The organism is Amycolatopsis sp. cmx-11-32 (assembly GCF_047608695.1).
GTDB lineage: Bacteria > Actinomycetota > Actinomycetes > Mycobacteriales > Pseudonocardiaceae > Amycolatopsis.
The window spans coordinates 69,339-81,144 of sequence record NZ_JADNQN010000018.1; the positions used below are offsets into that span (position 1 = coordinate 69,339).

At 67.9% G+C, this 11,806-nt stretch carries 12 protein-coding genes; 7 read left to right on the forward strand and 5 right to left on the reverse strand.

The annotated features are described in order from the left end of the window. Positions 1 to 14 precede the first annotated feature (14 nt). Positions 15 to 2,066 carry a DNA gyrase/topoisomerase IV subunit B gene (locus ACM6LR_RS35970; RefSeq protein ID WP_414940115.1) on the reverse strand — a complete coding sequence of 684 codons (2,052 nt, stop codon included), beginning with the start codon at positions 2,064 to 2,066 and terminating at the stop codon, positions 15 to 17. A gap of 278 nt (positions 2,067 to 2,344) precedes the next feature. Here ACM6LR_RS35970 and ACM6LR_RS35975 point away from each other — a divergent pair, with 278 nt between their 5' ends. The 3 genes from ACM6LR_RS35975 to ACM6LR_RS35985 all read left to right on the forward strand — a co-directional run bounded on the left by ACM6LR_RS35975 (position 2,345) and on the right by ACM6LR_RS35985 (position 5,145). Continuing rightward, complete coding sequence (locus ACM6LR_RS35975) at positions 2,345 to 3,238, forward strand: hypothetical protein (protein WP_414945385.1); 894 nt, start codon at positions 2,345 to 2,347, stop codon at positions 3,236 to 3,238. 246 nt (positions 3,239 to 3,484) lie between these two features. Further along, entirely contained in the window at positions 3,485 to 4,564 is a 1,080-nt protein-coding gene (locus ACM6LR_RS35980; protein ID WP_414945386.1) for an LLM class flavin-dependent oxidoreductase, read from the forward strand. Beyond that, positions 4,561 to 5,145: a CE1759 family FMN reductase gene (locus ACM6LR_RS35985; RefSeq protein ID WP_414940112.1), complete on the forward strand. Its 585-nt coding sequence runs from the start codon at positions 4,561 to 4,563 to the stop codon at positions 5,143 to 5,145. Before ACM6LR_RS35980 ends, ACM6LR_RS35985 begins: the two co-directional genes overlap by 4 nt. Positions 5,146 to 5,418: 273 nt before the next feature. Here ACM6LR_RS35985 and ACM6LR_RS35990 read toward each other — a convergent pair whose 3' ends face one another. Together ACM6LR_RS35990 and ACM6LR_RS35995 are read right to left on the reverse strand one after the other, a co-directional pair. Further along, the gene (locus tag ACM6LR_RS35990) at positions 5,419 to 5,760 is read right to left on the reverse strand and encodes a YciI family protein (RefSeq protein ID WP_414945387.1); all 342 of its coding nucleotides are present in this window, start codon (positions 5,758 to 5,760) and stop codon (positions 5,419 to 5,421) included. Further along, positions 5,760 to 6,989 (reverse strand): MFS transporter, encoded by a 1,230-nt coding sequence (locus ACM6LR_RS35995; protein ID WP_414945388.1) that lies wholly within the window; start codon positions 6,987 to 6,989, stop codon positions 5,760 to 5,762. The genes ACM6LR_RS35990 and ACM6LR_RS35995 overlap by 1 nt, the downstream gene beginning before the upstream one ends. A gap of 145 nt (positions 6,990 to 7,134) precedes the next feature. On the opposite strand from ACM6LR_RS35995, the gene ACM6LR_RS36000 reads away from it, so the two are divergent. The 3 genes from ACM6LR_RS36000 (at position 7,135) to ACM6LR_RS36010 (ending at position 9,207) form a co-directional block, all read left to right on the forward strand. Continuing rightward, entirely contained in the window at positions 7,135 to 7,548 is a 414-nt protein-coding gene (locus tag ACM6LR_RS36000) for a PGPGW domain-containing protein (protein ID WP_414940108.1), read from the forward strand. Positions 7,549 to 7,577: 29 nt separating this feature from the next. Beyond that, complete coding sequence (locus tag ACM6LR_RS36005; protein WP_414940106.1) at positions 7,578 to 8,261, forward strand: TetR family transcriptional regulator; 684 nt, start codon at positions 7,578 to 7,580, stop codon at positions 8,259 to 8,261. Between the two features lie 88 nt (positions 8,262 to 8,349). Continuing rightward, entirely contained in the window at positions 8,350 to 9,207 is an 858-nt protein-coding gene (locus ACM6LR_RS36010; RefSeq protein ID WP_414940105.1) for an oxidoreductase, read from the forward strand. Positions 9,208 to 9,442: 235 nt separating this feature from the next. Here ACM6LR_RS36010 and ACM6LR_RS36015 read toward each other — a convergent pair whose 3' ends face one another. After that, positions 9,443 to 10,267, reverse strand: a complete 825-nt coding sequence (locus ACM6LR_RS36015) for an ABC transporter permease (protein ID WP_414940104.1) — start codon at positions 10,265 to 10,267, stop codon at positions 9,443 to 9,445. Continuing rightward, positions 10,257 to 11,153 carry an ABC transporter ATP-binding protein gene (locus ACM6LR_RS36020; RefSeq protein WP_414940103.1) on the reverse strand — a complete coding sequence of 299 codons (897 nt, stop codon included), beginning with the start codon at positions 11,151 to 11,153 and terminating at the stop codon, positions 10,257 to 10,259. The genes ACM6LR_RS36015 and ACM6LR_RS36020 overlap by 11 nt, the downstream gene beginning before the upstream one ends. Before the next feature lie 154 nt (positions 11,154 to 11,307). Between ACM6LR_RS36020 and ACM6LR_RS36025 the strand changes: the two genes are divergently transcribed. Next, the gene (locus ACM6LR_RS36025; RefSeq protein WP_414940102.1) at positions 11,308 to 11,766 is read left to right on the forward strand and encodes a hypothetical protein; all 459 of its coding nucleotides are present in this window, start codon (positions 11,308 to 11,310) and stop codon (positions 11,764 to 11,766) included. Positions 11,767 to 11,806 lie beyond the last annotated feature (40 nt).

Below are 11,806 nucleotides of genomic sequence, written 5' to 3' on the forward strand. Positions count from 1 at the left end.
GAATAGCAACGAAATCAGGCGTCGATGGCTTCGCGGTCGACCCGGTCGGAGGACTCGACCAGCCAGTTGCGGCGCGGTTCGACCTTCTCACCCATCAACAGTTCGAGCGCGTTCTCCGCGGCTTCGACGTCGTCGAGCGTGATGCGGCGGACCGAGCGGGTGGCCGGGTTCATCGTGGTGTCCCACAGTTCGTCGGCGTCCATTTCGCCGAGGCCCTTGAACCGCGGCACCGGCGTGACGATCTGCTTTCCCGCCCGTTCCAGCGCCGCGAACTTGGTCTCCATCTCCTTTTGGCTGAAGGTGAAGTGGGTCTCCGGGTTGCGGCCCTTGGTGACCAGTTTGTGCAGCGGCGGCATCGCGGCGTACAGCCTGCCGTCCTCGATCACCGGCCGCATGTACTTGGCGAACAGCGTGATCAGCAACGTCCGGATGTGCGAACCGTCGACGTCCGCGTCGGCCATCAGGATCACCCGGCCGTAGCGCATGGTCGTCAGGTCGAACGTGCGCCCGCTGCCCGCGCCGAGCACCTGCACGATCGAGGCGATCTCGGCGTTCTTCAACGTGTCGCCGAGCGACGCCTTCTGGACGTTGAGGATCTTGCCGCGCAAGGGAAGCAGCGCCTGATACTCGGAGACGCGCGCCATCCGCGCCGAACCGAGCGCGCTGTCACCCTCGACGAGGAACAGTTCACTGCGGGAGACGCCGGTGGTGCGGCAGTCGACCAGCTTCGGCGGCATGGCCGCGCCTTCGAGCGCGGTCTTGCGCCGGGCGGCGTCCTTCTGCTGCTTCTGGGTGAGCCGGACGCGGGCCGCGTCGACCACCTTCTGCAGCACGACCTTGGCCTCGGACTTGGTCTTGCGCTCCTCGGTCCAGGCGCGGATGTGCTTGTCGACGACGCCCTGGATGACCCGGGTGATCCCGGCGGTGGACAGCTCGTCCTTGGTCTGCGACGTGAACTGCGGCTCCGGCAGCCGGACGTGCACGACCGCCGTCATACCCTCCAGGACGTCCTCGACGGTCGGCATGTCTTCCTTGGGCTTCAGTAGCCCGCGGGTCTTGGAAATGGCGTCCTGCAGGGATTTCAGCACCGCGCGGTCGAAACCGCGGCGGTGCGTGCCGCCGTGCACGTTGCGGATGGTGTTGGTGAAGCACTCCACCGTGCGCTCGTAGCCGGTGCCCCAGCGGAGCGCGACCTCGATCTCGGCGTGCCGCTCCACATTGGACTGCATGACGCCGCTGGCGTCGGCGGCGTTCTCCTTGTACGTGCCTTCGCCGTTGATGATCAGCGTGCCGCAGACGGGTTTCTCGCCGGACGGGGCGAGGAAGTCGACCATGTCGGCGAGGCCGTCAGGGAAGTGGAAGGTTTCTTCGCTGATCGAGTCGTCGACGGCGGTGCGCAGCACATACGTGACGCCGGGGACCAGGAACGCGGTGTTGCGCATCTTCGCGCGGACGCCCTCGACGTCGAGCACGGCGCCCGTCTCGAAGTAGCGCGAGTCGTACCAGTACCGGATCGAAGTGCCGCCGCGCTCGCCGCGCTTCATCTTCCCGGTGATGTTCAGCCCGGACTTGCGAGTGAACTTCGCCTTCGGGCCGGGCCCGTCGAAGACACCGGGCACGCCGTGCGCGAACGACATCTGGTGGACCTTGCCGTCTTGCTTCACTGTGACGTCGAAGCGGTGCGACAGCGCGTTCACCGCCGAAGCGCCGACGCCGTGCAGGCCGCCGGAGGTCTTGTAGCCCGAGCCGCCGAACTTGCCGCCGGCGTGCAGCCTGGTCAGCACCAGCTCGACACCGGACAAACCGGACTTGGCGTGCGTGCCGGTGGGGATGCCGCGGCCGTCGTCGTCGACCTGGACACTGCCGTCGGCGTGCAGGGTGACCACGATCTTCGCGGCGTGACCCGCCACACCTTCATCGGTCGAGTTGTCCACGACCTCGGAGAACAGGTGGTTGATACCGCGGCTGTCGGTGGAGCCGATGTACATCCCGGGACGCTTGCGGACCGCTTCCAGACCCTCGAGATGCGTCAGGTCGTCGGCCCCGTACAGGGTCTCAGCAGTCACTGGGTCTTTCTCCTGGAGTCGTGGCTCGCGAACTTGCTCGTGACGGTGGCGTTCAACGCGACACCGTACTGGAGGATATCCGGCGGCCCCGACAGTTAGTCTTCTCCAAGGCCCTCGGTGTGGCGAACCACCTGTCCCGATGGCCGGGCCATCGCTGCGGAAAGCGGCTTCCCGGCACCTCGGATGAGGCGTTATCGTTCTCGGTGTCACAGGGTGACGGGGGGAAGAAGGTGGCCGTCGGAACCGGTCCCACACGCGTCTCGACCGCACGACGCGTCGTGAGTCTCTGGTATTTCGTGGTGGTCGTCGGGTCGTTCGGCATGCTCGCACTGTTACCGGTCGCGCACGCCGCGATCCGATTGCGGCGAGGCATCCTCTGGCTGTTCGTGCTGGGCTACGGCGGCATCGCCGTCGCGATGACGTTCCTGCTCGAGCGGGCGGCCGCGGAGGGCGAGTCGGAGGCGATGCTCTCGTTCGCCTGGCTCTTCGGCACGGTCCTGTTCGTCACCGTGAGCTGCGTCCACCTCGCCCTGCTGCGGAAGAAGATCCTCTACCCGCCGCCGAAGGCGTGGGTCGAGTCCGGGATGCACTGCGGCCTGTTCTCGATCGACATCGCCGGGTTCGGCCAGGTCGGGCGCAGCAGCGAGATCTTCGTCCAGGTCCGGCGGATGCTGTTCGGTTTGATGGCCAGCGCCTTCGAGGCCAGCGGGATCGCCTGGGAAGCCTGCCTGAAACGCGACACCGGGGACGGCATGATCGTCGTGGTCCCGCCACACTTCCCGAAGTTTCGGCTGCTGTATCCACTCCTGTCCCAGCTCGCCGCGGAGCTCGCCCGGTACAACGTGGTCACGGCGCCCGACCTCCGGATCCGGGTGCGGGTGGCGATCCACGCCGGCGAGATCACGCTCGACGAATACGGCGTGACGGGACGGCCGAAGGTGCTGCTCGCGCGGCTGCTCGATTCACGGGTGCTGCGCGACGCGCTGGCCGAGGCGCCGGACGGCTCGCCCGTCGTCGTGCTCGTTTCGGACCGGTTCCACGAGGACGTCCAGGACCAGGGCGGCCCCGGTCTCGACACGATGAGCTACCGGCAGGCGCTCGTGCACGAGAAGGAGACCGAGGTCCGCGCCTGGCTGCACGTCCCGGATCCGGTGGTCAGAGGGCTGCTGTGAGCACCTCCGCACAGCGCGGGCCGTGCTGGTCGAGCGAGGTGCGGTTGTTCGCGATCGTCGAGTTGGGCCAAGGCGGGATCGCGGCTGTCGCAGCATTTCGCGCAGATGGTCGCGGTGATGGAGGGTTCGGGAGTGGCGGTGGCCGGCGTGAGTCACCCGTTCAGCTGGCCCCGATGGTCCGGAATACTTCTTGCGCGCGTGAGGTTGAACGCTCAAGCAACGGTAATCCGGCCCAGGGAGCAGGTCATGCAGTTCGGAATCTTCACGGTGGGCGATGTGACGACCGACCCGGCCACCGGGGAGGCGCCCAGCGAGTACGAGCGGATCAAGGCGATGGTGCGGATCGCGCTCAAGGCCGAAGAGGTCGGCCTCGACGTCTTCGCGACCGGTGAGCACCACAACCCGCCCTTCGTGCCTTCTTCGCCGACGACGATGCTCGGCTACATCGCCGCGCGGACGTCGAAACTCATCCTTTCCACCTCGACCACGCTGATCACCACGAACGACCCGGTGAAGATCGCCGAAGACTTCGCGATGCTCCAGCACCTCGCCGACGGCCGCGTCGACCTGATGATGGGCCGCGGCAACACTGGCCCGGTGTACCCGTGGTTCGGGCAGGACATCCGGCAGGGGATCCCGCTCGCCATCGAGAACTACCACCTGCTGCACCGGTTGTGGCGCGAGGACGTGGTCAGCTGGTCGGGCAAGTTCCGGACACCGCTGCAGGAATTCACCTCGACCCCGCGGCCGCTCGACGGTGTCCCGCCGTTCGTCTGGCACGGCTCGATCCGCAGCCCGGAGATCGCGGAGCAGGCCGCTTATTACGGCGACGGGTTCTTCGCGAACCACATCTTCTGGCCGAAGGAGCACTTCCAGTCGCTGATCGGCCGGTACCGTGAGCGGTACGAGCACTACGGCCACGGCAAGGCGGACCAGGCCATCGTCGGACTCGGCGGCCAGGTGTTCCTGCGGCCGAAGTCGCAGGACGCGGTGCGGGAGTTCCGGCCGTACTTCGACAACGCGCCGGTGTACGGGCACGGGCCGTCGCTGGAGGAGTTCACCGAGCAGACGCCGCTGACCGTCGGCAGCCCGCAAGAGGTGATCGACAAGACGCTGACCTTCCGCGAGCACTTCGGCGACTACCAGCGTCAGCTGTTCCTGATGGACCACGCCGGGCTGCCGCTGAAGACCGTGCTGGAGCAGCTCGATCTGCTGGGAGAACACGTGATCCCGGTGCTGCGCAAGGAACTCGACTCTCTTCGTCCTTCTCACGTGCCTGAGGCTCCTACTCACGCTTCGCTCAAGGCTTCGGAGGATTTGGCATGACGACGATCGCTGTCGTGACCGCGGGGTTGAGCCAGCCGTCTTCGACGCGGCTGCTCGCGGACAAACTCGCCGCGGCGGCTTCTGCGGTGCTGCCGGACGTGGAGATCGAGGTGATCGAACTCCGCGACCTCGCCCTCGACGTCACGAAGAACATGCTGACCGGGTTTCCTTCCCCGGCCCTGCGCGCGGCCATCGACACGGTGACCGCCGCAGACGGTTTGATCGCCGTGACGCCGGTGTTCACCGCGTCGTACAGCGGGCTGTTCAAGTCGTTCTTCGACGTGCTGGACCAGAAGGCACTCGACGGGAAGCCGGTGCTGATCGGCGCCACCGGTGGGACAGAACGGCACTCGCTGGTGCTCGACTTCGCGCTGCGTCCGCTCTTCGCGTACCTTCGCGCCGAGCCTGTCGCGACGGCGGTGTACGCGGCTTCGTCGGACTGGGCGTCTCCGGGCGATCTCGACACGCGGGCTTCGCGGGCTGGGCGGGAGTTCGCCACTCGGCTGTCTTCGGAGGGGGCGGTCGTGGCTCCGAGCAGCGGGTTCGTGCCCTTTGAGCAGCTGTTGGCCGCGGGGGAGTGAGCAAGGGACCTTTGCTACCACTCACGAGGCCCTTATGTCGGGCTGGCCGTTTCGCGTGATTGGTTGGACGGCATGTGTGAGCCGACGGACGACACGCGTGAAGGAGCGGACGACACGCGCGCGGCCGGGTGTGCGTCGAGTCGTCCCCCGGACACGCGTGTCGTCCATCCCGTCACGCGAGCCGTTCCTCTAATCACGCGAAACCGCCACCCGCGCACCGCGGCAGGTACCTGAAACACGCTCGGCTCCCACCGTCCTTGCCACTCACGACGCTTAGGGAGTCGGCCAGATCGGCCGGATCTCGATGGTCGCGAATTTCGTGACCGGATGCTTCGACGCGACCTCGATCGCCTCGTCGAGATCGGCGCACTCGATCAGGTCGTAGCCGAGAATCTGTTCCTTCGTCTCCGCGAACGGCCCGTCCGAGACGAGCAGTTCGCCCTCCCGGTGGCGCACGGTGGTCGCGGTGGCCGTCGACCGGAGCCTGCTGCCGGACAGCCGCACCCCGCGAGCGGTCATCTCGTCGACCCACGCCTGCGTCTTTTCGTCGAGCGGGTCGTCGCAGCCGTCCGTGCCGGGGTGCGGGCTCCCGCAGATCAGCAACATGTAGCGCATCAGTCCTCCATCGCCAGGGCTTTTTCGGGCCGCAGCGCCGAAAGCGCGATTGCCAGGCCCAGTGCCGCGAAGCAGGCGGCGGCCGCGAATCCCGCGCGGAAGCCGCCGGTCACGGCTTCCGCCGACGTCGCGGCCCCGGTGACGGCCGCCGACACGGCCGAGGCTACCGAGACACCGAGCGCGCCGCCGAGTTGGAAGGCGGCGGTGGTGATGCCGGACGCGAGCCCGGTGTCCCCGGCGTCGACGCCGCCCAGCGCGGCCATCGGCCCGGCGACCGTGGCCGCGCCCAGTCCGAGTCCGAAGGCGGCGAGGCCGGGCAGCAGATCCGTCAGGTAGGCGCCGTCCGGTGAGACACCGGCCAGCGTCAGGCAGCCGGCACCGAGCAGCACCGTGCCCGCGGCCGCCAACCCCCGGACGCCGAGCTTGGGGATCAGCGCCTGCCCGCCGTACGCCCCGACGACGGCCATCACCGGCAGCACCGCCGTCGCGACGCCGAACAGCAGCGGTGAATAGCCGAGCACTTCCTGTGCGTAGCGCGAAATCAGGAACGAGACCGCGAACGCGCCCATCGCGCTGGTGAGCATCACCAGGTTGCCGCCGGTGAGCATCCGCGACGAGAAGATCCGCAGCGGGATCAGCGGCGCCCCGCGCCGGGACGCGTCACGGCTCTCCTCCAGCAGCGCCGGCGTGGACACGAGCAGGATCAGCGCGACCGGGATGTTCAGGAAGAACACCCACTCCCAGCCGAACGCCCGCGTCAACGTCCCGCCGATGAGCAGCGCCGCCGTGGCGCCGAAGCCGCCGACTCCCGACCACGCGGCGAGCGCTTTGGTGCGTTCGCCGTCGTCGGTGAACGTCGTCATCACCAGCGAAAGCGCGCTCGGCGCCATCAACGCGGCCGAAACCCCCTGCAGGACGCGGGCGGCGATGAGGACGTCGTCGCTCCAGGCGAACCCGCACAACAACGAGGAGAGGAGGAACAACACCGTCCCCGCCGAGAACGTCCGGCGGCGGCCGAGCAGGTCGGCGGCGCGGCCGCCCGGCAGCAGCAGCAGACCGAAACTCAGCAGGTACGCGCTGAGGACCCAGTGTGTCCCGCCGCCGTCGAAACCGAGGTCTCGTTCGATCGACGGCACCGCGAGCACGACGATCTGCGAATCCAGGATGACCATGAAGTTGGCCGTGCAGAGCAGGGCCAGCGCTCGCCATCGGCGGGGGTCGGGGTGCATGCGTGCCTCCGTCCTTCGGGGGTGGTTCACCACCCCGACGAACGGCTTCACCCGGAACAGACAGGACCGGCGAAAAGTTTCGAACCGGGCAGGACCAGCGCGTTACCGGCACAATCGGAGTGAACACGACGGCGAGGAGATAACGGTGGGCATCGGAAAACCCGTGAGGAAAGTGCTGATCCTGATCGCGGGGGTCATTCTCCTGCTGGTCGGTATCGCGCTCCTCGTGCTGCCAGGACCGGGCCTGCTGCTCGTACTCGCGGGTCTGCTGGTGCTGGCCTCGGAGTTCCCGGCGGTGGAGAAGTTCGTCGATCCGATCCGCGACAGGGCGATGAAGGCGGCTGAGGACAGCGTTTCGTCTCCGCTGCGCATCGCCGGTTCGGTGCTGGCCGGGCTGGGCCTGCTGGCCGCGGGGATCGTCTGGGGACTCGTACCAGATCTGCCACTCGGCGGCTGGAGCACCGGTTCGAGCCTGATCCTGTCCGGGCTCATCCTGTTCGCTCTGCTGATCTGGAGCTACAAGCGGGTTCAGGCTCGGAGGGTCGCGAAGGCCGAATAACAGCCGGGTGGTCTGGTACCGTGCGGCGCGTGTCCCCCGATTTCCTGCGCGCCCGGCGGCCGGAACAGGTGGAGGCCCGGCGCACGGCGATCCTCGGGGCGGCGCGCGAACTCCTGGCCGAGCGGCCCGTATCCCGGATCAGCCTGCGAGAACTGAGCGATCGTGTCGGCCTGGCGAAGTCGAACGTGTTGCGGTACTTCGACAGCCGTGAGGCGATCTTCCTGGAGGTCCTCGACTCGATCTGGGTAGCGTGGCTCGACGAACTCGAAGGTGAGTTAAGCGCTCCTGACGAGGCGAAGGCTGGTTACGAGCGCGAAGTGCGCGTCGCGACCGCCATCGCGACGTCGATCTCGCGGCAGCGCCTGCTGTGCGAGCTGATCAGCACGATGGCCGCCGTACTCGAACGCAACATCTCCGTGGAGACCGCCCGGGCGTTCAAGACCCGGGCGGGTGAACGGACCGAACGGCTCGCGGACGTCGTCCGCTCCCAGGTCACCTTGGACGCCGAAGCGGCCGGACACTTCGCGAAGGCCGTCTTCATCCTCGTCGCGGGACTGTGGCCCTACGCGAACCCCGGGGAGGCTGTCGCGACGGTCCTGGCCGAACGGGGAGCGCCCGCCGGCCGCGAGATGTTCGTCGACGGGCTGACCGAAGGGCTGACGAACCAGCTGGTCGGACTGGTTGTTCGCGCAGGTCAGAGCCCCAGGCGATAGCAAAGGTCCCTTGCTCCCTCCCGGGCGAGCCGAGCCGCGTGATCATGCATAGGGTGGGGCAGGGGACCCACGTGTACAAGGAGCGATCATGAGCCCAGGCGGCACCTTCACCCTCGGCGACCTCACCGTGAGCCGGGTGGGCTACGGCGCCATGCGGCTGTCCGGCCCCGGCATCTGGGGGCCGCCGAGTGACCGCGAAGCCGCGATCGCCGTCCTTCGCGAGGCTGTCGAACTGGGCGTGACCCACATCGACACCAGCGACTTCTACGGGCCGCACACGGTCAACGAGCTGATCCGCGAGGCGCTGCACCCGTACCCGGAGAACCTGCACATCGTCACGAAGGTCGGCGCGAAGCGGACTCCGGACAAGGGGTGGCCTTCGGCGCTCTCGCGTGAGGAGCTGACCTCCGCGGTCCACGACAATCTGCGCAACCTCGGCGTCGATGTGCTCGACGTCGTCAACCTGCGGCTCGTGGGGGAGCACGGCGTCTTCCCGATCCCGGTCTCGATCACCGAGCCGTTCGAGGTCCTCGCCGAACTCCAGCAGCAGGGCCTGATCCGGCACCTCGGGCTGAGCCACGTCTCGGCGGAACAGGTCAAGGCAGCCCGCTCCATCGCGCCGGTCGTCTGCGTCCAGAACGAGTACAACGTCGCGAACCGTGCCAACGACGGCCTGCTCGACGCTCTCGCGGCCATCAACATCCCGTTCGTGCCGTACTTCCCGCTCGGCGGGTTCACCCCGCTGCAGTCCGGCGTGCTCGACGACTGCGCCCGCCGCGTCGACGCGACGCCCATGCAGGTGGCGCTCGCGTGGCTGCTGCAGCGGTCGCCGAACATCCTGCTGATCCCGGGGACTTCGTCGGTACTGCACCTGCACGAGAACATCGCCGCCGCGAAGCTGGAACTGCCCGCGGACGTCGTCGCGGACCTCGACGCCCTCGCCTAGCGGGTCCGTGAGGGCCTCCTTCACTGCCCTCAAAATCAGGGTCCCGGCAAAGTCGCAGAGCTGCTGGTGGTAGTCCGGACTTGGCGTCGCTAGTACTCGGGTGTATGTCCCTGTACCTCTGTTGATCAAGCCTCGCAACCGGTGTGACCTCGCGACGAGGTAGGAATGGGGACACTCAACGTCCCCATTCCTTCATCGTCAGCCTCACACAGCGACTACTAGCCGCCTCGGCCTTTCAGAGCACATCTCGGCGCCGAAGCAGCCAGCCGCCGAGACCGGTGAAGACCACCAGATATCCGGCGACCACCAGCGTCGCCTGGGAGACACCGACGAGTTCCCCGACCCCCGGCGTCGCACCCGAGGCGCCGAGCGACGCGGCCAGCGAACCGGCGTTGGCTCCAGGCAGGGCCCGCTGGAGGGTGTCGACCCAGTCCAGCAGCGGGGCCGCGACCCCGAACAGCAGGTTCTGGACCACCAGCAGCCACACCAGACCGAGCCCGATCGGCAGCGCCACCCCGCGCATCGCGATGGCGAGCGCCGCGCCGAGTACCGCCCAGGTCATCGCGATCAGCCAGCCCGCGCCGATTCCCGTGAGCAGCGAGCCCGCCGACGGCCAGTTCATCGGCTCGCCCTCCGAGGAAGCGATGATCGCGCTCGTGACCGCACCGGTCGCGAAGCACATCAGCACGACGGTGAGCGTCGCGACGGCCAGCGCGAACAACTTTCCACTGTAGACGGTCAGTCGCGAAGGACCCTGTGTCAGCACGGTCTTCCACGTGCTCCAGCCGTATTCGGTACCGACGGCCAGCACGCCGATCACGAGCAGGATCGCGCCGAGGAACACCGGCAGCCCGCCGATCGAGTTGCCGACCAGGTTCGAGGGCAGGGTCGCGGCCAGTCCGCGATCCGTGCCGGGCGCCCCGCTCGACGAGCCCGCCGCGCCCGCCAGCGGCAGTAGGTAGGTGAAGGTCAGCCCGAGAACGACCGCGATCCCCAGCATGAACCAGTTCGCCGGACGCCGGACGAGTTTCGCCAGCTCGGCGATGCAGCTACCCCACACGACCTGCCACCTCTCCGGTGAGCTCGAAGAAAACCTGTTCCAGATCCCGCTCGCGGACGTGCAGTTCGCGCACCGGGATCCCTTCCGTGACGAGTTCGCGGTTCAGCCACGACGCGCGTTCCGGATCGACGGTCAGATCGAGCCCGGTCCCGCTCGTCCGCACGTTTTCCGCGCCGATCCAGTGCTTCACCAGGTCGGCGGCACGCAGGATCTCGTCGGTTTCGATGTGCAGCACCGTGCCGCCGCGGAGTTCGGCCACCGTGTTCTCCGCGACCAGCCTGCCTCGGGAGACGACGCCGACGCGGTCGCAGATCTGCTGGACCTCGCCCAGCTGGTGGCTCGACAGCAGCACGGTGCAGCCTTCCGCGCCGAGCCGCCGGATCAGCACGCGCATGTCGGCCATCCCCGCCGGATCGAGCCCGTTGGTCGGTTCGTCGAGGATCAGCAGCCTAGGGTCCTTTAGCAGCGCCGCCGCGACACCCAGCCGCTGCTTCATGCCGAGGGAGTAGGTCGAGTACCGGTCTTTGCCGCGATCGGCGAGATCGACCAGCGCGAGCACTTCGCCGACGCGGAGCGGATCCGTCCCGCTGTACCGGGCCAGCACCTTGAGATTGTCCGAACCGGACAGATACGGGTAGAACCCTGGCGATTCGATCAGCGCGCCGACCTCGTCGAGGGCGCCCGGCGGCCTGCCGAACAGCCGCACGCCGCCGGACGTCGGCCGGACGAGCCCCAGCAGCATCCGCAACGTCGTCGTCTTGCCTGCCCCGTTCGGGCCGAGGAAACCGTAGATCTCACCGGGCAGCACGGTCAGATTCATCCGGTCGACGGCGAGGTGCTCGCCGTACCGTTTCGTGAGTTCGTCTGTGTCCACGGGAATGTTCATGGTGACAGATGGTGACCCGCGCGAGGCCCCACCACATCCGTTCACAGGCGGCACTCGGCGTACGTCGCCGGACGTAGGGCATGGCCGGAATCCTGCGACATCTGTCGAAAACACCCGTACCGGACGCCGGGGTGCCGATCATAGGCTCGACCGCGTGTCGAAAGTACTTTTGATCCTTCATGTACTGGCCGCCGTCATCGCGATCGGCCCGGTGACCGTCGCGGCGAGCATGTTCCCGGCGGCCGCCCGGCGCGCGTACGTCGAACCGGGTTCCGGGTTGTCCGTGCCGCGCCTGCTCAACCGGATCTGCCGGGTCTACGCGATCTTCGGCCTGGCGGTGCCGTTCTTCGGGCTGGCGACCGCGGGCAGCATGCGGGTGTTCGGTGACTTGTGGGTGCTCGCGTCGATCGTCCTCACCGCCGCGGCCGCCGGCGTGCTGGCATTGCTCGTGCTGCCGGGGCAGAACGCGATCCTCGCGGCCCTGGACGCCCAGCCACCGTCGGAACCGCTGACGGCCGGGCGCGTGGCGATGTACACCGGGATGTTCAACCTGCTGTGGGCCGTGGTGACGGTACTGATGATCGTGCGGCCGGGATCGACCACAAGCTCGTGAGACCCGACCCATGCGGTTGCCTGCCGGAAGTACGTGAAGG

What these genes read in the sequence shown, in the direction of transcription:
- ACM6LR_RS35985 (WP_414940112.1), top strand. Translation starts at nt 4,561, where the DNA reads ATGACGACGATCGCTGTCGTGACCGCGGGGTTGAGCCAGCCGTCTTCG.
- ACM6LR_RS36020 (WP_414940103.1), bottom strand. Translation starts at nt 11,153, where the DNA reads ATGAACATTCCCGTGGACACAGACGAACTCACGAAACGGTACGGCGAG.
- ACM6LR_RS35980 (WP_414945386.1), top strand. Translation starts at nt 3,485, where the DNA reads ATGCAGTTCGGAATCTTCACGGTGGGCGATGTGACGACCGACCCGGCC.
- ACM6LR_RS35995 (WP_414945388.1), bottom strand. Translation starts at nt 6,989, where the DNA reads ATGCACCCCGACCCCCGCCGATGGCGAGCGCTGGCCCTGCTCTGCACG.
- ACM6LR_RS36010 (WP_414940105.1), top strand. Translation starts at nt 8,350, where the DNA reads ATGAGCCCAGGCGGCACCTTCACCCTCGGCGACCTCACCGTGAGCCGG.
- ACM6LR_RS35990 (WP_414945387.1), bottom strand. Translation starts at nt 5,760, where the DNA reads ATGCGCTACATGTTGCTGATCTGCGGGAGCCCGCACCCCGGCACGGAC.